This is a genomic window from Roseateles agri, from assembly GCF_034043675.1.
Classification (GTDB): domain Bacteria; phylum Pseudomonadota; class Gammaproteobacteria; order Burkholderiales; family Burkholderiaceae_C; genus KK5.
In genome coordinates this window covers 320662-340455 of the sequence record NZ_JAXCLA010000002.1, presented here as the reverse complement: position 1 = coordinate 340455, position 19794 = coordinate 320662, and the positions used below count along the sequence as shown (strand labels likewise).

General features: G+C 63.2%; 21 protein-coding genes. 8 read left to right on the top strand and 13 right to left on the bottom strand.

Annotated features, from left to right (window positions below; genetic code table 11):
• Positions 1-6: 6 nt before the first annotated feature.
• From SNE35_RS05765 to SNE35_RS05755, 3 genes are all read right to left on the bottom strand, one after another.
• A complete protein-coding gene (locus tag SNE35_RS05765) occupies positions 7-2148 on the bottom strand; it encodes a type I secretion system permease/ATPase (RefSeq protein WP_320421910.1) in 2142 nt (713 codons plus the stop codon).
• 49 nt (positions 2149-2197) lie between these two features.
• On the bottom strand, positions 2198-2932 hold the full coding sequence (locus SNE35_RS05760) for a hypothetical protein (protein ID WP_320421909.1): 735 nt from the start codon (positions 2930-2932) through the stop codon (positions 2198-2200).
• A gap of 109 nt (positions 2933-3041) precedes the next feature.
• Positions 3042-3284, bottom strand: a complete 243-nt coding sequence (locus SNE35_RS05755; RefSeq protein ID WP_320421908.1) for a hypothetical protein — start codon at positions 3282-3284, stop codon at positions 3042-3044.
• Positions 3285-4160: 876 nt separating this feature from the next.
• Here SNE35_RS05755 and SNE35_RS05750 point away from each other — a divergent pair.
• Entirely contained in the window at positions 4161-4445 is a 285-nt protein-coding gene (locus SNE35_RS05750) for a hypothetical protein (RefSeq protein WP_320421907.1), read from the top strand.
• A gap of 791 nt (positions 4446-5236) precedes the next feature.
• Here SNE35_RS05750 and SNE35_RS05745 read toward each other — a convergent pair.
• Together SNE35_RS05745 and SNE35_RS05740 are read right to left on the bottom strand one after the other, a co-directional pair.
• Positions 5237-6127 carry a LysR substrate-binding domain-containing protein gene (locus SNE35_RS05745; protein ID WP_320421906.1) on the bottom strand — a complete coding sequence of 297 codons (891 nt, stop codon included), beginning with the start codon at positions 6125-6127 and terminating at the stop codon, positions 5237-5239.
• Positions 6128-6156: 29 nt separating this feature from the next.
• The gene (locus SNE35_RS05740; RefSeq protein ID WP_320421905.1) at positions 6157-7101 is read right to left on the bottom strand and encodes a CsgG/HfaB family protein; all 945 of its coding nucleotides are present in this window, start codon (positions 7099-7101) and stop codon (positions 6157-6159) included.
• 225 nt (positions 7102-7326) lie between these two features.
• Between SNE35_RS05740 and SNE35_RS05735 the strand changes: the two genes are divergently transcribed.
• Positions 7327-9147: a methyl-accepting chemotaxis protein gene (locus tag SNE35_RS05735; protein ID WP_320421904.1), complete on the top strand. Its 1821-nt coding sequence runs from the start codon at positions 7327-7329 to the stop codon at positions 9145-9147.
• Between the two features lie 20 nt (positions 9148-9167).
• On the opposite strand, the gene SNE35_RS05730 is transcribed toward SNE35_RS05735, so the two are convergent.
• The gene (locus tag SNE35_RS05730; RefSeq protein ID WP_320421903.1) at positions 9168-9485 is read right to left on the bottom strand and encodes a hypothetical protein; all 318 of its coding nucleotides are present in this window, start codon (positions 9483-9485) and stop codon (positions 9168-9170) included.
• A 221-nt stretch (positions 9486-9706) separates the two neighbouring features.
• Between SNE35_RS05730 and SNE35_RS05725 the strand changes: the two genes are divergently transcribed.
• On the top strand, positions 9707-10165 hold the full coding sequence (locus tag SNE35_RS05725) for a hypothetical protein (RefSeq protein WP_320421902.1): 459 nt from the start codon (positions 9707-9709) through the stop codon (positions 10163-10165).
• Positions 10165-11565 carry a S9 family peptidase gene (locus SNE35_RS05720; RefSeq protein ID WP_320421901.1) on the top strand — a complete coding sequence of 467 codons (1401 nt, stop codon included), beginning with the start codon at positions 10165-10167 and terminating at the stop codon, positions 11563-11565. Before SNE35_RS05725 ends, SNE35_RS05720 begins: the two co-directional genes overlap by 1 nt.
• A gap of 9 nt (positions 11566-11574) precedes the next feature.
• Here SNE35_RS05720 and SNE35_RS05715 read toward each other — a convergent pair whose 3' ends face one another.
• Genes SNE35_RS05715 through SNE35_RS05700 form a run of 4 tightly spaced genes read right to left on the bottom strand, consistent with a single transcriptional unit; the run spans position 11575 to position 14081 of the window.
• Positions 11575-12195, bottom strand: coding sequence for a UPF0149 family protein (locus SNE35_RS05715; protein ID WP_320421900.1), 621 nt, complete (start codon positions 12193-12195; stop codon positions 11575-11577).
• A gap of 4 nt (positions 12196-12199) precedes the next feature.
• Positions 12200-12439, bottom strand: a complete 240-nt coding sequence (locus SNE35_RS05710; protein WP_320421899.1) for a hypothetical protein — start codon at positions 12437-12439, stop codon at positions 12200-12202.
• A gap of 17 nt (positions 12440-12456) precedes the next feature.
• Positions 12457-13188, bottom strand: coding sequence for a hypothetical protein (locus tag SNE35_RS05705; RefSeq protein ID WP_320421898.1), 732 nt, complete (start codon positions 13186-13188; stop codon positions 12457-12459).
• The gene (locus SNE35_RS05700; protein WP_320421897.1) at positions 13185-14081 is read right to left on the bottom strand and encodes a DUF808 domain-containing protein; all 897 of its coding nucleotides are present in this window, start codon (positions 14079-14081) and stop codon (positions 13185-13187) included. The genes SNE35_RS05705 and SNE35_RS05700 overlap by 4 nt, the downstream gene beginning before the upstream one ends.
• A 78-nt stretch (positions 14082-14159) precedes the next feature.
• On the opposite strand from SNE35_RS05700, the gene SNE35_RS05695 reads away from it, so the two are divergent.
• On the top strand, positions 14160-14651 hold the full coding sequence (locus SNE35_RS05695; protein ID WP_320421896.1) for a thioredoxin family protein: 492 nt from the start codon (positions 14160-14162) through the stop codon (positions 14649-14651).
• A gap of 70 nt (positions 14652-14721) precedes the next feature.
• The gene (locus tag SNE35_RS05690) at positions 14722-15573 is read left to right on the top strand and encodes a transposase (protein WP_320421895.1); all 852 of its coding nucleotides are present in this window, start codon (positions 14722-14724) and stop codon (positions 15571-15573) included.
• 111 nt (positions 15574-15684) lie between these two features.
• Here SNE35_RS05690 and glmU read toward each other — a convergent pair whose 3' ends face one another.
• Positions 15685-17079, bottom strand: coding sequence for a bifunctional UDP-N-acetylglucosamine diphosphorylase/glucosamine-1-phosphate N-acetyltransferase GlmU (glmU, locus tag SNE35_RS05685; protein ID WP_320421894.1), 1395 nt, complete (start codon positions 17077-17079; stop codon positions 15685-15687).
• A 141-nt stretch (positions 17080-17220) separates the two neighbouring features.
• On the opposite strand from glmU, the gene SNE35_RS05680 reads away from it, so the two are divergent.
• Positions 17221-17379, top strand: coding sequence for a hypothetical protein (locus SNE35_RS05680; RefSeq protein WP_320421893.1), 159 nt, complete (start codon positions 17221-17223; stop codon positions 17377-17379).
• Positions 17380-17383: 4 nt separating this feature from the next.
• Entirely contained in the window at positions 17384-18493 is a 1110-nt protein-coding gene (locus SNE35_RS05675) for a catalase family protein (protein WP_320421892.1), read from the top strand.
• On the opposite strand, the gene sodC is transcribed toward SNE35_RS05675, so the two are convergent.
• Positions 18487-19038: a superoxide dismutase [Cu-Zn] SodC gene (gene sodC, locus SNE35_RS05670; protein WP_320421891.1), complete on the bottom strand. Its 552-nt coding sequence runs from the start codon at positions 19036-19038 to the stop codon at positions 18487-18489. The genes SNE35_RS05675 and sodC overlap by 7 nt on opposite strands.
• A 59-nt stretch (positions 19039-19097) precedes the next feature.
• Positions 19098-19739 (bottom strand): DUF4136 domain-containing protein, encoded by a 642-nt coding sequence (locus SNE35_RS05665; protein WP_320421890.1) that lies wholly within the window; start codon positions 19737-19739, stop codon positions 19098-19100.
• Between the last annotated feature and the right edge of the window lie 55 nt (positions 19740-19794).

The following is a 19794-nucleotide window of genomic DNA, read 5'->3' as shown; positions in this document are numbered from 1 at the left end:
GATTTCTTAGTAAGAGACTTGATGTTCTCGCATATCCCTGTATTTCCCGGGTCGTAGAATCATTTCATCGTGATTCCCCTGGTCAATTATCCTTCCCTCGTCAAGGACTATTATGTTGTCGCAATTTCTAACGGCTGATAAGCGGTGCGCAATGATTATTACGGTTCGCCCTTGAGAAATGGCTTCCATATTTGCATGAATAATGCTTTCGGATTCGAAGTCGAGCGCACTTGTTGCCTCATCAAATATTAGAAGCTTTGGGTCGCTAACAAGCGCTCTAGCGATTGCGATACGCTGTCTTTGTCCGCCCGATAGATTGGCCCCATTTTCGGCCAATATTGTTTCGTATCCTTCAGGCAAATCTTTAATAAATTCATGTGCCCCTGCAAGCGATGAGGCCTTAACAATTCGCTCGAACTCCATTCCCACGTTTGCGATTGCTATATTCTCTCGAATCGAGCAGTTGAATAATTTATTCTCCTGGAGAACAACTCCTACATTTGATCGAAGCCACCCTGGATCTATCAACGAGAGATCTGTGCCATCGACAAATACTTTTCCGGAATCGGGGCGGTAAAACTTTTGCAGAATCTTTGTCAACGTGCTCTTCCCCGATCCGGACTTGCCGACGATGCCCAAGACTGTCGCTGTTGGAATCTCTAGGCTTATATCGCTCAAAACGTTTGGTCTGTCATCAGAGTACCTAAAGGAAACATTCACAAAGCTCACGGCCCCACTTTGCATTGGCGCTGTATGGGTGCTCTTGTGTCGTTCGGTCTTTGTGTTTAGAAGATCAGCCATCCTGTCTATTGAAATTCCTACTTGCTGGAATTCTTGCCAAAGGCCTGCTAATCGTAATATTGGCATGGTTATATACTGCGATAGCATATTAAATGCAACCAACTGCCCAATGGTCAGCCTTGCCTCAAAAATTTCAGATGCGCCAATGTACAATATAAGAACAGCTGAAATCTTGCCGACAAGCTGAATGGATTGTTGACCAAGATTTGCAAAGTTCGCCACGCGAAAGCTAGTATTAACATACTGCGCAAGCAATTTATTCCATCGATATTGAAACTGAGGCTCCATCGCCATCGACTTTACTGTCTCGGCACCGGACACCGTTTCAACAAGAAAGGCTTGCTGATTCGCTCCAGCGAAAAATTTTTGCTGGAGCCTTGTTCGTAATATCGGAATTATTCCGAGCGATATGATCAAGTAGACGGGCATCGATAGCAGAACCACAAGCGTGAGTTTTGTAGAATAACTACACATCACCGCCAGGAATACTACAGAAAATACAATATCAATTGTTGCTGTCAGTGCTTGTCCTGTCAGAAAATTTCTGATTGACTCTAGTTCTTTCACGCGAGCAACGGTATCTCCGACGCGTCGAGTAGAAAAATACCGCACTGGAAGTTCTACTAAGTGCTTAAATAACTTGGAGCCCAGTTCTACGTCTATGCGATTCGTCGTATGTGTGAAAAGATAGTTTCTGAAGCCAGTCAAAAGTACTTCGAAAATAGCCGAAACCAGCAATGCGATTGAGATGATTTTCAGCGTATTTGCCGCGTGATTCACTAAGACTTTGTCCATGATGACCTGCATCATCATGGGGGATACCAGTCCAAAGAGTTGCAGTACAAAAGATGTGACCAACACCTCCGACAGTATGCGTCTATATTTAACAATAGACGGTATAAACCAGGTTATGTCGAATTTTTTCGCTTCACCGATGAGCGACGCTTGGGAGCTGAATATGATGGCATGACCGCTGCTTATCCTTAGTAAGTCTGGCTCAGAGACTCGGCCGCTTGCGGTATACGGTGGGGCTAAAGTCGTAAGTTCGTTGTGCCGGCTTACAAGTATTTGATGCATGCCGTCATTTGCTATTACAAGTGCCGGCAAAGGTAAGTCGGCTAAGCGCGACTTGGTCAGTCGAACAATCTTTGCTTTTAAACCAACTGAGCGAGCGGCGAGCGTTAGCTCCTCTTTTGAGAAGCGCCCTCCGTTATGCGGCGTGCTCTGGCGCAGTGTGGTAATGTCTGTTGATATTTCGTGGTGGCGCGCGACGTGGACAATTGAGAGAAGCCCCCAGTCCAGATTTGGATTTATGCCTGCATTTTTCACAGCTTGATCTACTTCCAAATAGCACCCTCCTTTTATATTGTGGGTGCTGGTGAATCAATTTAGAAAATTACACGGCACACATATATCCTTCGTCATAATATCCATAACTGCTCATTCCCGAGAAACTTACGTATGGACTGGTGTTGACCGACTCCGTAATGTTCGAAGCAGCGGCAAATGTTGCATCATCAATAACGCTATTCTCATTCGACGGAGCAAATACTTCCAGCTCTTTCATTTGTTTGGCCTCTGCAGGTGCGACTCCTCCGTTCTGCGCGGCGTCTGACAAGGCTTTACAGGCGTTTCCTGCCGCTCCCCCTAGTAATGTGCAGGGATCCGTGACACTCAAATTAAAGTTCCCCGTAGTTTGCCAGGTCTTGCCATTCAGATTTGTACCGACGGAGCCCATCCATGAGGGCCAACTGACGCCTGCGCCCCCGTTACCTATATAAGTTCCATCGCTTTGGCGACTGAAGGAGAACTTTGCTCCGGTGTATCCACCTGCTACGGGCTCGCCATAGGCAATCTGCCCTGCTGTAATCGTACCGCTCGTATTGAACGCGATATTTCCACTGGCAAGACCGGCACTAAAACTCATCGTTCCGGTACCGCTCGAATTTAAGGTGTAGTTCACCACACCAAGATTAAATGAGCCCGTCGTCATACTTTTTGAAAGGTCATATGTGACGCTTGCACTGCCCGCGTTGTTGAATGTAACTGACCTATTCGAAGTATCGATGGTTATATTCGAACCAGCGTTGTTGCCGATTACGATTTTGCCACCATTCATGATTGTTCCCATTTTTATCCTCAAAGAGAAAACTATATACTGCTACCAATTCTCGGCGCAGGAGATGGGTGTGTGCGATTAGCTGCTTTGTGGGTGTTTTGTCTCCTTTTGTTTGCTGCTTCTATTTAATGATCGAATAGTTAAATGTAACGATTGCGCAGTTGTTTAGTTCGACTTCTAGTTTGTAATTTCCGGGGCTGTCGTCGATATCCATCTGTCGGCGCTCGGTCAGAATTCCAATTAGCGGAGTTTCTTGTCTTGTAGGATTTTGTTGCTTTATCTCTGACCAGGGTGAATCTTTCTCCATATTTGCGGAATGGAATAGGCGCTCAGAAATTTGAATTGGCTTATCTTCGCCTTTCATCTTTATGATCCATCCGTAGAAGCGTTCACTCCACCTTATGATATTGGTGGGGCGAAATTCGAATGTATCTGGTTGCACCTCTTGAAAGGCACCGAAAGCGGAGAAGACAATCTCTGTCTTACAACTTGCTTCCGCAAATGCACTTGTGAAGATTGTGCAGGTGCACAGAAAGAAGGTTACCCCTATAAGTTGCAATTTCCTGTTAGTCAATTTCCTTGGCTCCGTAGTATCTTTGCCTAAAATACAGTTGACATTGAAGGGCCGCCGCAATTAGTGCGCCAAATATCATGCTGAAAAGATATTTTTGCGGCATGTGGAGGTCGCCTTTGAGTTCTGTGGACCATAAAATTATGATCATCGGAAGGACGGAGGCGATCCAGAATGAACCGAATGTGCTAAATCGCCCACTCTTAAGTTTAATGACAAAGTAAATGCATATTGGAATCAATAGCATTGCACTTGCCCCTTGTATGATTGTGACTATTATTAATAGTCCAAAATATATTGACAAATTAATTTTATTGATAAGTATGCTGATCATCAGGGCTGACATAGCGGATGCGAACGATATTGACGCCAATCCCATGAGTACACGAAACCATAAGCTAGGAATTTTTGACATCGTGAGAACTCGCAGAAGTGATTCAGATATTCAGTAATGTGTGAGGCGTTTGAATTTTTTCTCAAACCCTCGTCCGAGGCCGATAGTCTACGAAAATACTCGCGTTCGAATTCAACTACAACTCCATACGCGACGCGCCCATGCTGCTCGCATTGCTCAAGCCGCTTCCTCCGGAGGGGGCGATTGCCAGCGTCGGCGCGGGCGATGCCTACGACACGTGAGCTTGTTACGCGGCCATCGCCCAGTGCGGTGCGATGGCGCTGATTCCGACGCGCAAGAACGTATATGCCTGGGGGCTTAACAACCGGAGCGTCCAGGTTCGCACCACGGTGGTGGCTGCGTGGCGGGGGTTTTGGAAGTGCTGGCGTGGCGGGCACCGGCGCAGCTTGATCGAGACCACGATGCGCTGCCTCGAGCAGTTGGGAGAACTGCTGATAGAAAGCTGCTTCGAGTGTCGGGTGCTGGAACTGCATGTTCGTTTGGCTTTGCTCAACCTATTCGCTCGCCTGGGTACGCCTGTGACCGTACCTGTCGTGTAGTTCTGTCTGCAGTCAGGGATAATTCGATCGAAGACTGGTTTGCGCGATACGGCCCCTATGTGTGGATCTTTTAAGTGCATCAATTCAACGCCTCAGCAAATGAAAGATAAATACCAGAAACAATGTACATTGAGTCAGGCAGAAGTCAGTTGACTTGGCATTGAAAGGGGCATGAGGTTGATGCTGATCCAACGGTCGATTAATTAGTTGCTCCTGAAAAATTCAACATCCCGTCGTCAATCGTATGAACAGAAACGCAGGCGAACCATCATGAATAGTTCAGGCGTAATTACCGTATGCGGTCGGCTCCCACTCTCCGGCTGACTTGTGTTCGCCATAGGCAAGTCGCCAGGAGCAGCGCCGCGTCGCATCTGCATCGTCCGTGCGCGCGGAGCCGGTCAATTTGACGGCCTAGGCCACGGGGGGCCGCGGTCTCAACTACGCTTGGAACTTCGGATACGGTGGATCGCGCTCAGGTAGCAGTTCCGATCACGGATACGGGCAGCCTGGGCAGTTTTGGGCTCGACTTTTCAGTCAAGAAAGAAGGCCTAATGGATCAGTGCCAAGGGGCCAATTGGTCGTTCGAGCCGACGTCCCCTCGGCAAGCCGCGATCTACACTCCGCTTTGGCGTTGAACTGCAGGTTTGGGGCGTCCAGTCAGGGTAACCATAGGACTGCAACGGGTCGGGGCTATCAACTCGCTGTTTGTCGACGAACAAATAGATTTAGGCAGCACGGAAGTTCAGTCGCGCGGCTCCGATAGCGCCGGCGGAGCGTTTCCACCGCAGAGCTCATCCACAGAGATGATCGATCAACAGCCTCACATGCTTCGGCACCGCCGCCGCATCTCGCACCCCGATCAGCAGCCTCCGCTTCGCCCAGGCATCGTCCAGCGCGATCTGCTTCAGGTGCATGGACTTCAGGTGCGGGCGGATTGCCTCGCGGGGCAGGATGGCCACGCCCAGGCCGGCGGCGACCATCTGGCACATCGCGTCGAAGCTGCGGACCTGGATGCGCATCTTCAGGCGGCGGCCCAGCGCGTCGGTCTCGGTCTGCAGGCGGCGCGCGAGCGAGGTGTTCTTGGGCAGGCTGACGAAGTCGTAGTCGACCGCTTCCTCGAAGCGCACCGCGCGCTTGCCGGCCAGCGCGTGGCCCGGGGGCACGACCATCACCAACTGGTCGTCGCGGTAGTTCATCAGCTGCAGGCCCATGGCCGGCGTGCGGTCGGCGAAGATGCCGAAGTCGGCCCGGCCGTCCAGCACGGCCAGCACGATCTCGTTGCTGTCTTCTTCTTCCAGCTCGATGCGAATCTCGGGGTTCGCGGCGATGAAGCCGGCGATGTCCTGGGGCAGGAACTGCGTCACCGCTGAGGTGTTGGCCCACAGGCGCACGACGCCGACGAGGCCCGAGGCGTAGTCGGAGAGGTCGGCTTCCAACTGGTCTACGTCGGCGAGGATGCGCTGCGCATGCCGCTGCAGCGCCAAGCCGGCGACGGTCAAGGTCGCGCCGCGCGAGTGCCGCTCCAGCAGCGGCGCGCCGACGGCGGCCTCCAGGTCGCTGATGCGCTTGCTGGCCGCGCCCACGGCCAGCAGCGCCAGCTCGGCGACCTTGCTGATGCTGCCGCTGCGGGCGACGAGATTGAACAGTTGCAGCGAGACGAGGTCCAGGCGGTGGAGATTCATGGCGCCCGATTCTGCGCGCCTGCCGTGACTCAGGGGCTGAGCAGCGTGCGCTGGACCCAGCCGCTGAAGTCGGCCGCGTCCACGTAGGCGAAGCCGTCCTTCAACTGGCCGTTGGCGACGAGGTCGTCGCTGCGCTGCAGCGTCGCCACGACCTTGGCCGAGCGGCTGGGCTCCGCATAGAGCTTGACGTTGGCGATCTTGGGTCGCAGCACCGCTCCGGCCGGTGGCGCCGCGCCCGCCTGCGTGGACGCGGCGGCATTGGTTTCGCCCGCGGCGCTGCCGGTGCGGACGAGGCTGCCCTGGTCGCGCACCTGGCGGACGATGTTGTTGTAGTTGTCGAGGAAGCTGGCCGCGATCATCTTGCCCTCGGGCGTCTTCGTGTAGCCGTTGGCACCGGCCACGGCGCCGCCGGCCCAGCCGAGCGCGCCCAGGTTGAAGTCCGTCTTGCTCGCCTTGCCCTCGGCCGCGGCGACCTGGATGCTGGAGCGCACGTCGGCCACGAGCAGGCTGGTGCTCGCCTCCTTGAACTTCATGCCGCCGACCAGCGAACCGACGATGCCGAGCTTGCCGGCCAGCATGCCGCCGAGGCCGCCGGTGTCGTTGGCGCGGACCTGCACGTCGGGCGTCATCACGAAATCGGCGGCCTGCATCTGGCCCTTGCCGATATTGCTGTCCTGGCGCATCTCGCCGCTGCCGGCCAGCGCGCGCTCCTGCTGCAGCGTCTGCATCGCCTGGCCGCGCTCGACGACGTCGAAGCAGCCGGACTTCTGGATCATCAGCCGCAGCAGCGAGGCCGGCGAGCCGAGGCCGTAGCTCGACAGGTGGTTCCAGCCCTGCGGCGGCTCGATGACGGCCATGACGCCGAGCTTGCGCTGACATTGCTCGACCTCCTGGGCGACGGCGGAGCCGCCTGCGATGAGTGCCAGGTGGGCTGCGGTGAGGGCCAGCGCCCGACGCTTGTTCACGATGCTCATGGGGACAGGACTGCTTGACGACAAAAGGAATTCGATTGTCTGAACGGTCCTCGCCGGGCGCCTCTGTCGGCCTAGGGGTAAGTGCACCTCGCCTTTCGTGATTCATCACATGAAATCGCCGAGCAATTGAGGGTTAACCCTTGGTTTGCGGAGTGGCGCTCCATAGAATCCGCGCTTTCGCCTAACGCCAAGATTCAGCGGCATCCGATGCTGCGCGAGGGACCCATGTTCAAAACCATCAAGCAGCGCCTGATCGCGATCTGCATGCTCATCGTCGTCGCCGCCGTGGGCATTGCCACGCTGGCCAGCTACCTGACCGTCCGCTCGCATGCCCGCGCCCAGCTGCAGGCCCAGTTGACCGACCTCGGCCAGGCGCATGCCGCCGCGATGGGTGCCTGGGTGAAGAAGCAGCAGGACATCGTCACCGCGCTGGCGCCCGCCGCCGCGCTGGCCGACCCGGCCGCGCCGCTGGAGCAGGCCCTGACGTCCGGCCGCCTGGACCTGGCCTACATCGGCAGCGCCGACAAGCGCATGGTCTCCTTCCCCGACCGCCAGCGCGCGGCGGACTACGACCCGACCGCACGCCCTTGGTACAAGCTGGCCGAGCAGACCGAGGCGCCGATCATCACGGCGCCCTACATCGCCGCCTCGTCGAAGAAGCTGGTCGTGACCTTCGCCCGCGCGATCAAGGGCGCCGACGGCAAGCTCGCCGCCGTCGGCGGCACCGACGTGGCGCTGGACGACGTCATCGACACGATGAAGTCGATCAAGCCCACCGCCAGCGGCCTGGCCTTTCTGGTCGACAAGGACGGCAAGGTCATCGCCCACCCCGATGCCGCGCTGACTCTGAAGCCGGCCAAGGACATCTCGGCCGAGCTGGATGCGGCACTGCTGGCGCGCGCCGCCGGCACGGAGCTGGCCCAGGCCCGCATCGGCGAACACGACTTCTTCCTGAAGTCCGCACCGGTGCCCGGCACCGGCTGGACGCTGGTGCTGGCCGCCGAGCGCGGCGAGGCGCTGGCCGCGCTGAGCGACATGCTGAGTACCGCCGGCGTGGCGCTGGTGCTGATCGCCGCCGGCGCGGCCCTACTGTCGGCGCTGGCGATCGGCCTGCTGCTGAAGGGTCTCGGCCAGGTACGCGACGCGATGGACCAGATCGGCTCCGGCACCGGTGACCTGACGCAGCGCCTGCAGGCCGAAGGCCAGGACGAGATCGCCGACATCGCGCGCTCGTTCAACCAGTTCGTCGGCAAGATCGAGGCGGTGATGGTGGATGTGCGCTCGACCAGCCAGTCGATCGCCGTCGCCTCGCGGCAGATCGCCGTCGGCAACCAGGACCTGAGCCAGCGCACCGAGGAATCGGCGACCAACCTGCAGCAGACCGCCAGCTCGATGGAGCAACTGACCAGCACCGTGCAGCACAGTGCCGACGCGGCCGTCAGCGCGCACGAACTGGTCGGCGGTGCTTCCGGCGCAGCGCGCCGCGGTGGCGAGGTCGTGGCTCAGGTGGTCGCGACGATGGAGCAGATCAACGCCTCCAGCCGCCGCATCAGCGACATCATCGGAACGATCGACGGCATCGCCTTCCAGACCAACATCTTGGCGCTGAACGCAGCGGTGGAAGCTGCGCGCGCCGGCGAGCAGGGCCGTGGCTTCGCGGTGGTGGCAAGCGAAGTGCGCTCGCTGGCGCAGCGCTCGGCCGAGGCCGCGAAGGAGATCAAGAGCCTGATCGGCGCCAGCGTCGAGCGGGTGGAAGAGGGCTCGCGCCAGGTGTCCGAAGCCGGCACCAGCATGAACGACATCGTCCACAGCGTGGAGCGCGTGACCAACATCATCGCCGAGCTGAGCACCACCTCGCGCCAGCAGAGCCAGGGCATCGCCGAAGTCAACGGCGCCGTCGGCCAGCTCGATCAGATGACGCAGCAGAACGCCGCGCTGGTGGAGGAATCGGCTGCTGCCGCGGAAAGCCTGAAGGACCAGGCACTGCGCCTGGAAGGCATCGTCGCCGGCTTCAAGATCGGTGAGCGGGAGCCGGCTTTCGCCTGAGCATCAGGCCCAGCTCGGGCTCAGTGCAAATCGCGCTTGTCGCGCTTCTTGCCGTCGAAGCTTTTGGGCCGGTAGACGTTGCCGTCCCATTCGCCTTCCACCATGCGGCTGCCGCTGCGGGCGCGCTTGATGGCGGCGGCGGCTTCGGTCTCGGCCACCTTGCGGAAGTCGCGGCGCTGGCGCCAGCCGGCCAGCCAGTGCCAGCCGCGGCGCGTGCGCGCCCAGGCCTGGCGGGCTCGCGCCTCCATCCAGCGCTGCCGTGCGGCAGGCATCGCCATGTGGATGGCAAGCACCACGCAGGCGATCAGGACGACGAAGGCGATGACTTTTTCAAACATGATGCTTCGGCTGAAGACGACGACGAGCGGTCGTCCGCTTCGGTAGTTTGCTCCCATTTCCGCCGTGACGAACGGGTAACCCGATAGCGCTTCCTAGAATGCCCGGTTGCCCAAAACCGGGAAGGAACTGGAGCGTGATTTTGTCCACAGGAAGCAAGAATGTAGCGGGCCGCTGGCTGCGCGCAAGCTGTCTCGCAGCGGCTTTGTTTGGCGCCTTCGGCGTGGCGGGGGCAGACAGCGTGCCCGCCGCATCGACCTTGACGCTGGAGCAGGTGTTCCGCGCACAACCCTACAAGGGCGAGAGTGCGAAGGACGCCCAGTTCAGCCGCAGCGGCCGCTACCTCGCCTACCGCTGGAACTCGTTCGGCGAGCCCGGCACCGATCTCTACGTGCATGACACCAAGACCGGCAAGACCCTGCGCGTGACCACGCCGGCCGTGATGGCTCGCTTCGACGCGCCGGAGGACATCGAGCGCTTCGAGCGCAAGTTCAAGCAGAAGCAGGACGAGACGGCCCAGCGCCAGGCGAAGGAGGTCGCTCAGCAGGCTTACTTGCGCGGGGATGCGGTCGACATGGACCAGTGGGAGAACGCCGGCATCAAGCGCGTGAAGAAGGAAATCGCCGAGAAGTCTTCAGCGGCGCACGGGCGACCAGCGCCATCCAGCGCCCGTCTTCGCTGATGGCGGTCGAGCTGAGCCCCATCGCCTGGACGAAGGACGGCAGCCGCTACGCCTTCGCCACCTGGGAGCGCGAGAAGGAGCTGCTGCGCGTCTACCTGGGCAAGCCGGGCGATGCGAAACCCGAGGTGGTGCTGGAGCGCCGCGGCGACGTCGGCCATGAGGTCGTCAACGTGCTGGAGCCGGTGTTCACGCCGGATGACCGCACGCTGGTGCTGGGCCTGGACGAGGGCGGCTTCCGCCAGCCCTATGCGCTGGACGTGGCCACGCATGCCGTTCGCCCGCTGCTGAGCGGCGACTTCGAGTCGACCAACGTGCTGGGCTTCACGCCGGACAGCAAGACGATGTTCGTCACCGCCAACAAGCAGGACTTCGCGTCGATGAACGTCTTCCGCGTGGACATGGCCAGCGGCGCGATGACGGCGTTGGGCGAGGTCGGCGACTACCACCGCGATGCCGTCGTTTCTTACGACGGCCATGAACTCGCCGCCAACGCGGGCAACTGGGCCGCGCGGCCCGAGCTGAAGCTGCTCAATGCGGACAAAGCGGCGCCGGCCCGCGTGCTGACCGCCAGCAACGATGCCGCCGGCTGGGCCGCGGTGGACCAGCTCCACCCCGAGCGCTTCAGCTACGCGAACCGCCATGGCGACATGATCCAGGCCTATGTCTTCAAGCCCGCCGGCTGGCAGGCGAGCGACAAGCGCCCGGCGGTCGTCTACACCTACGGCGGCCCGCTGAATGATCGCCATATCGTCGAGCTGGATTCCTTCCAGCAGACCGGCTACGTGTTCGCGATGTACATGGCCGTGAAGCACGGCTATGTGATGGTGGCCGTGGACCCGCGCGGCCACTCGAACTACGGCCGCAAGTTCAGCGATGCGAACTGGGAGAACCCCGGCGCCTCGCAGGCCGACGACCTGGAAGACCTGAAGGCCTACATGGACGCGAAGCTGGGCGTAGACCCGGCCCGCGTGGGCCTGACCGGCTGGAGCTTCGGCGGCTACGAGACGCAGTACACGCTGTACAACAAGCCCGATCTGTTCGCCGCCGGCATCGCCGGCGCCGGCCCGACCGAATGGGAGAACTACAACAGCTGGTACAGCGGCCGCACGATCGGCAAGGTCGACCGCACGAAGCCGGTGCTGCGCAAGTACTCGCTGCTGCCGATGGCGCGCCACCTGAAGAAGCCGCTGCTGCTGATCCACGGCATGCAGGACCCGAACGTGCTCTACCAGGACACCGTCAACGTCTACCGCGAACTGCTCGCCAGCGGCAAGGACGCGCTGGTCGACCTGTACCTGGACCCGGACGGAGTGCACGCGCTGGGCGGCACGGTGAAGCCGGTCGGCCTGCATCGCAAGATGGAGGCCTTCTGGCTGGCGCACCTGGGCGAGGTGCGCTGAGGCTTGTCGTTACTTGGTGCTGCGCTGCGCGTAGAGCTGCAGCGCGGCGTCCATGATCGCGCGGCTCAGTTCGTCGCGCTGATGCGGGTCGGCCAGCTGTGCGCGTTCGGCTTCGCTGAGTTCGCTCTCGTCGCTGCCGAGCACGCGCATCGGCGTCAGCAGCGCGGCATGCTGTGCGAACAGCGGTGCCCAGGCCTCTTGCGCCAGGTCCACCGCGCTCATGAAGCCCAGGGCCCAGTCCTCGGCGTCGGTCAGTTCCTCGTCGTCGTCGACCTCGGCGACGCTGAAGATCGGCTCCCACAGCTCGGGCTTGTGCTGCCATTGCCAGGCGATCGACTGCAGGTGACGCAGCGCCAGCATCATCACCTTCTTCTTCTGCTTGCCGCTGGCGAACGGGGCATTGCCGCCGTCCTCGCCATCGCCGCCCCAGACCAGCGGCAGCCAGTCGGCGCCGGGCAGTTCGGCCAGCGCTTGCGGGCTCAGCAGCAGGCCGGCCAGGTAGCCGTCGAGTGCCTCGATGTTCATCGCGCCGTCGCTGGGCAGCTCGGCCAGCAGGTCGTCGAGGTCGGACAGTTCGTCGTCGCTCAGCGGGCGGTTGTCGGACTGGGGGTTGTAGTTCGGATATTCCATGCGATCACCCGTGGCGGCCGTGGCGGCTCTTCGGTTTCTTGTTGTCGAACTCGGCGAGCTGTGCCTTCAGCAACTGCATCAGCACGCGCGCGTTCGCCTCGGTCATCGTGATGATGGAGCTGGGTTCGATGCCCTCCAGCGGCTCCTTCGGCGTGACCAGCGCGTCGACCTTGAACACCACGAGGCCGTTCACGGAGTTGGACGCGGACTTGAACTTGTTGATCTCTAGCGTGTGGACTTTCATGGCGCGATTGTCCCCTGTCAGAACTGATAACCCAGTTCGGCCCTCAATGCTGCCCGCGGCGAGGCCGTGTTGAGGCCGAGCAAAAGCGCCGCATCCCAACGCCAGACGCCGCCGAAACCGCTGGCGCGATGGCCGAAGATCGCCGGGCCGAGCTGGTGTTCCTGGTCGTGGAAGCCGTCCGGATTCGACAGGGCGCCGAGGTCGCCGTAGAGCTGCGCACCCCATTCCCAGCCGGGCGCGAGCAGGGTCTTGATCTGCGCCTGGTACGAGAGGTCGGTCGGCCGCTGGCGGAACGAGGGATGCACCCAGCGGCTCAGCAACACGTTCAGGTTCAGGTCGAAATGATCGCCGGCGTACTGCCACATCGGACCGATCGTCCAATTCCAGCCATCGGTTCCCGGGCGCGGCTTCCAGTAGCTGGCGTAGAGCGCGAAGTCGCTGCGGCCGCTGCTGCCCAGGCGCAGCTGGTTGCTCCAGTACCAGCCGTCGTATTCCAGCGGATCGCCGCGCTGGCGCTCCTGCGCGACCCAGAACTCGGTGTACCACCACGAGGTCGGGCTGTAGCCGATCGCCAGAGCCTGGCCGTTGGCGCTGCTGCCGTCGCGTTCGTCCTGCATGCCCCAGCTGGCGCGCATCTCCAGCTTGCCGGGATCGATGTAGGGCACCAGGACATAACTGTAAGGATCAGCGGACGCCGTCGACGCGGCACCCGCCAGCATCAGGGCGGCGAGAGCTGCCTTCGCGGTCATGGTTGACGCTGTCGGCGCAAGAGGCGTTGCACGACGCTGACGACCGCGAGGCTCAGCCCGCCGGCCACCACGCCGGTCACAAAGTTGACGAGCAGCCCGGCCGGCCCATGCCCGAGCACGGTGGCGGCCGCCTCTTCCGCGCCGTGCAGGAAGGGCAGGCCATGCACCAGGATGCCGCCGCCGACGAGGAACATCGCCACGGTGCCGGCAATGGCCAGCGCCTTCATCAGCCAGGGTGCTGCCGAAACCAGCACCCGGCCGATCCGCTGCGCCAGCGCGCCGGGCTGGCGGGCCAGGTAGAAGCCGGCGTCGTCCAGCTTGACGATGCCGGCGACGAGGCCGTAGACGCCGATCGTCATCACCACCGCGATGCCGCTGAGCACGATCAGCTGCGTGAGGAACACCGCGTCGGCGACGGTGCCCAGGGTGATCGCGATGATCTCGGCCGAGAGCACGAAGTCGGTGCGGATGGCGCCGGCGATCTTCTCCTTCTCCAGCGCCACCAGGTCCACCGCCGGGTCGGCCAGCTTGCTGTGCTCGGCCGCGTCCTCCGCGGGGGAGTGCAGGAACTTGTGCGCGACCTTCTCGAAACCTTCGAGGCTCAGGTAGGCGCCGCCGACCATCAGCAGCGGCGTCACCGCCCAGGGCGCCCAGGCGCTGATCGCCAGCGCCGCCGGCACCAGGATCGCCTTGTTGCGCGCCGAGCCCTTGGCCACCGCCCAGACCACCGGCAGCTCGCGCTCGGCCGCCACGCCGGACACCTGCTCGGCGTTCAGCGCCAGGTCGTCGCCGAGCACTCCGGTGGTTTTCTGCGCGGCCACCTTGGAGAGCAGGGCCACGTCGTCGAGCAGCGTGGCGATATCGTCGATCAGTGCAAGCAGGCTGGAGGCCATCGGGGTCGTGTCCTTGTCGTCAACGCGCGTTTGTACCGCATGGCAAACTGGCGCTTACGCAACACCTGCCGCTACGCGATGAAGACTTTCTCCCTAAGCTTGATGATCAGCGCCTGCCTGGCGCTTGCCAATGTCGCGACGGCGCAGACCCAGGCTGCCGCGCCCGCCGCGCCGGTATCGGTCTACGACGAGCACGCCGATGCCCGCGCCGAGCTGAACCAGGCGCTGGCCGCGGCCCGCGCGCAGCACAAGAACGTGCTGGTCGTGTTCGGCGCGAACTGGTGCCCCGACTGCCGCGCGCTGGACGGCAAGATGAAGGCGGGCGCGCTGGCTTCGCTGGTGGACAAGCGCTTCGTGCTGCTGAAGGTGGACGTGGGCCGCTTCAACCGCAACACCGACCTGGCCGAGCAGATGGGCGTGCCGCTGAAGAAGGGCATCCCGGCGGCCGCGGTGTTGAAGTCCGACGGAGACGTGCTGAAGGCCACCGGCGGTGGTGAGCTGGCCGATGCCCGGAGCATGGGCGACGAAGCGGTTCTGAAGGTGCTGCAGGACCTGCACGGCAAGAGCTGACCGGAGCCCGTTTGTCCGAAAGTGGGGCCAGGCATTGCCTTTTGTGCGCTATGCGTCTAACTTTGACGTTATGGCACGTCCTCCCCGCATCGAATTCCCCGGCGCCGTCTATCACGTCAGTTCGCGGCGCAGCGACGGTTTGTCGGCCTTTGCCGACGATGACGACCGGCGCGCGTTGCTGGATCTTCTGGCCCAGGCCGCGCAGCGCTTCGACGCGCAGGTGCTGGCCTACTGCCTGCTGCCGGACCACTACGACGTCGTGCTCTACACGCGGCAGGCGAACCTGTCGCGCCTGATGCGCCACGTCAACGGCGTCTACACCCAGTATCACAACCGCCGCCACGGCGGCAGCGGCGCGCTGTTCCAGGGCCGCTTCAAGGCGGTGCTGGTGGACCGCGAGGCGCTGCTGCTGGATGTCTGCCGCTACGTCGAGCAGAGCCCCGTACGCCTGGGCCTGGCGACGACGCCCGAGGCTTACGTCTGGTCCAGCTATCGCGCTCATGCGGGCCAGGTGGCCGCGCCGGAGTGGCTGGATGTGGATGGCCTGCACGGCTACCTGCTCGGCCGCGCCGCGGCCACGCCGGCGGAGCACCGCAAGGCCGCCGAGCGCTATGCGAAGCTGATGGCCAGCGAACCGCAGCTGGACCTGTGGAAGCACCTGCGCCACCAGATCTTCCTGGGCGACGAGGCCTTTGCCGGCCGCATGCAGGCGCTGGCCGCCCGTGCGCCGCGCCGGGCCGTGCGGCCGCGCGCCTTCGGCGAATGGCTGCGCGACAGCAACTCGCGCGAACAGGCGCTGTACCGCGCGCACACCGAGGGCGGCGTGTCGATGACGACGCTGGCGGACACGCTGGGCCTGTCGGTCTCCCGCGTCAGCCGGCTGATCGCGGGCTTCGAGCAGTCCCAATCAGCGGTTCACTAGCTCCAGCTATCCACGCCGTCTGTGGACAAGTGCGTGGGCAAGCAGTCGAGCCCCTGCGCAAGTGCTTGATCCGGCAGGGCTTTCCTTGCCCTGCTGCAAAGATGGGCACCCTTACTTCGAGCCGCCCTTCACGGGCCGCACCCAGCCGCTGATCGCCACCTGCTTGCCACGAGCCACGGCCAGCGTGCCAGGCTCCACCGTCTTGGTGATCGTCGAGCCGCCGCCGATGGTGGCGCCGGCGCCGATCGTGACCGGCGCGATCAGCACGCAGTTGGAGCCCACGTGCACGTCCGCGCCGATCTCGGTGCGGTGCTTGTTGGCGCCGTCGTAGTTGGCCGTGATCGAGCCGGCGCCGTAGTTGACGCGCTCGCCCACGGTCGCGTCGCCCAGGTAGGCCAGGTGGTTGGCTTTGGCGCCTTTGGCAAGCGTCGAATTCTTGACCTCGACGAAGTTGCCGATGTGGACCTCGGCGCCCAGCCGCGCACCCGGGCGCAGCCGTGCGAACGGGCCGATCAGGGCGCCTTCGCCGACGCTGGCGCCGCCGGCCTTCTCGCCGTCGATGTGGCTGAACTCGTGGATGCGCGCGCCGGCGGCGATGTCGGCATTACGGATCACGCAGTTGGCGCCGATGCGCACCCCGTCGCCGAGGCGCACCGTGCCCTCGAAGACGCAGTTGACGTCGATCTCGACGTCGCTGCCGCACTCCAGCGTGCCGCGCACGTCGAACCGGGCCGGATCGGCGATGCGCACGCCGTGGCCGTCCATCAGCGCGATGGCTTGCTGGCGCTGGAAGCGGCGCTCCAGGTCGGCGAGCTGAACGGGGCTGTTGACGCCCAGCACCTCGGTCTCGTCCGGCGCGGCGATGCCCAGCACCGGCACGCCGTCGGCGACGGCCATCGCGACAACATCGGTCAGGTAGAACTCGCCCTGGGCGTTGTCGTTCTTCAGCTGCGACAGCCAGCGCTTCAGCGCGCCGGTGGGCGCGGCCATCATGCCGGTGTAGCCCTCGCGGATGCGGCGCTGCTCGGGCGTGGCGTCCTTGTGTTCGACGATGGCCTTGACGGCCTCGCCGTCGCGCACGATGCGGCCGTAGCCGCTCGGGTCGGCCAGCTCGATCGTCAGCAGCGCCAGGCGCTCGCCGGCGCAGGCCTCGACCAGCCGGGCGGCGGTCTCGGGACGGATCAGCGGCACGTCGCCGTTGAGGACCAGCGTGATGCCGTCATCACCCTCCAGCGCCGGCACGGCCTGCTGCACCGCATGGCCGGTGCCCAGTTGCGGCATCTGGCGCACGAAGGCGATGGCCGGTGCGCCGGCGACGGCTGCTTCCACCTGCTCGGCGCCGTGGCCGGTGATCACGATGCGGCGCGCCGCGCCCAGCGTTTCGGTACTGGCCAGCACATGGCCCAGCAGCGAGCGGCCGGCCAGCTTGTGCAGGACCTTCGGCAGCGCCGACTTCATGCGGGTGCCCTTGCCCGCGGCCATGATGACGATGTTCAACGGCGCCATGTGATCGTGCTTCGTTCTGTTTGAAGAGCCGCGATTATCGGCGCGCTGTCGGACGGCGCCGACACCCGATCCGCGCGCTGTCCGAGACCCCCGGCAAGGCCGATCTGGGAGCATCGATTGCGACCCCAGCAGGAGCCCGCCATGACACCGCACAAACCGCATCGCGTCGACGTCGAGGATCTCGATTTCGACGACGAGGAAATCCCCGGCCAGATGCCGATCGAGCCCGACAACGGCCTCGTGCCGCCGCTGATCCCCGAAGACCCCGAGCACGACCGCACGATCGACCCGGAGGCCTGAGACCATGGACTACTCCCTGCCGATCAATGCGCCGATCCCCTACGACAGCTCCTGCGAAAGCATCGCGCCCGAAGAGGCCGAGACCGCCGAGCAACTGCTGCAGACGCTGCTGGAGATCTCCGACAAGACCTACGAGGACACCGGCCTGGCGCTGCGCAGCGTGCACGCGAAGAGCCATGGCTTGCTGCAGGGCACGATGACGGTGCTGGACCTGGAGTCGCCGTTTTTGCAAGGCCTGTTCGCCGAGCCGCGCAAGAGCTATCCGGTGCTGATCCGGCTGTCGACGACGCCGGGCGACCTGCTGGACGACCGCGTCTCCACGCCACGCGGCTTCGCGATGAAGGTCGTGGGTGTCGAAGGCGATCGCCTGCCCGGCAGCGAGGAGGCGCGCACCCAGGATTTCCTGCTGGTCAACGGCCCGAGCTTCCTCGCTCCCGATGCCCGCAGCTTCCTCAGCAGCCTGAAGCTGCTGGCCGCGACGACCGATCGCGTGCCCCGGCTCAAGCGCGCCTTCTCCGCGTTGCTGCAGGGCACCGAGAAGGCGCTGGAAGCGCTGGGCGGCGAGAGTGGCGCGCTGAAGGGCCTGGGCGGCCATCCGCAGACGCATCTGCTCGGCGAGACCTTCTACAGCGCCGTACCCTATCTGTACGGCCAGCACATGGCCAAGTGGCAGGTGGCGCCGATCTCGCCGGCGCTGCAGGCCTTGACCGGGCAGCCCGTGGATCTGAACGATCGGCCCGACGGCCTGCGCGAGGCCGTGGCCGACTACTTCGCCGAGCACGGCGGCGAGTGGGACCTGCGCGTGCAGCTCTGCACCGATCTCACGACGATGCCGATCGAGGACGCCAGCGTGCGCTGGCCCGAGACGCAGAGTCCCTTCGTGACGGTGGCGCGCATCGTCGTACCGCCGCAGTTGTCGTGGAGTCCGGAACTCTCGGCGCGGATGGACGATGGATTGGCGTTCTCGCCCTGGCATGGCCTCGCGGCGCACCGGCCGCTGGGCTCGATCAACCGGGCGCGCCGCCGTGCCTATGAGGGCTCGGCGCAGGCCCGCTCGACGCGCGGCCGTTGCCCGATGCACGAGCCGCGCGCGTTAGAGTCGATCGACTACTGAACGTCGATCACGCCACAGGCGTAGCGCGCGCCGCCGCCGCCCAGCGGCATCGGATGGTCGGCATGGTTGTCACCACCCGCGTGGACCATCAGCGAGCGCTTGGATACGTCGGCCAGGGTCTTCAGCCGCGGCGACAGCACCGGGTTGGCGGCGGTGCCGTCCGGCGCCACGTAGAGCGCCGGCAGGTCGCCCAGATGGCCATCGCCCCAGGGCTCGCCGTGCTTCTTCGTGCCGGCCGGGTCGAGGTGGCCGCCGGCCTTCAACGCAGGCACGGGGGCGCCGTTCGCCTCGCCGGGCGCGCAGGAGGGGTTCTCGTGCACATGGAAGCCGTGCAGGCCCGGTGGCAGGCCGGTGAGGGCGGGATAGAAGGCGAGGCCGTAGGGCGTCTCGACGATGCGGACGGTGCCGAGCGTTGCGCCATCGCCCTGGGCCGTGGCGGCGCGCAAGGTGACGGTGGTTTCGGCGGCCCTGGCAGCGCTGCTTGCGCCGACCGCCAGGACGAGGAGGAGTGCTGATGCTGCTGCAGCAGCCCCTTGCTTGATCATGGAATGCTCCCGCGATGCCGGCACGTCGCCGGCCGCAGGAGCATACGCAAGCCGCGCGTTCAGCGCATGGCCTGAACGGTAACGCGGTGCGACTTGGGTTCGGCCTTGGGGAAGTCCACCAGCGCCGCGGCGAACAGCGCGCTGACGGTGCCGCCATCGCCGATCGACAGGCTCTCATGGCTGGCGTGCGCCTCGTACAGCGGCTCGCCGGTGGCGCGGTCGCGCATCAGCACGGCCACTTCACGGTCGTAGCGACGATCGAGCGGCGGGCCGCCCCAGCCGTACGGATACGGGCCCCAGCCGCGCGCGCCGCCATAGCGCCAGGCGCCGCCCCAGCCGAGCCGGCCATGCCAGCGCCACCAGGTCGGGTCGTCCCAAGGGGCGTAGTCGGTGGCCGAGAGGCGAGCGCCGAGCGAGACGAGGATGTCCGCCGTTTTCGGGTCTGCCGCCGGCTGGAAGCCGGCCTTCTCGAGCGCGGCGCGGGCGTTTTCTTCGAGATCCTGCTGGCGCTGGCTGGCTTCGCCTTCCTGCTGCGAGGGCAGGCGCTCGAAGGCATAGCTCAAGGGCGCTCGGCCGGCGGGCCAGTTGCCGAAGCTGGTGACGTCGACGGCCAGCGTGTAAGGGCCGCTGCACGCGGCCAGGCCGGCTGCGGCTGCCGTGGCAGCGAGGCCGGTGACGATGAAGGAACGGCGGGATGTCATGGCATGCCTCCTGAACGTGACTGCCGGTCACATATTCTGCGCCGGCATTGTTGCC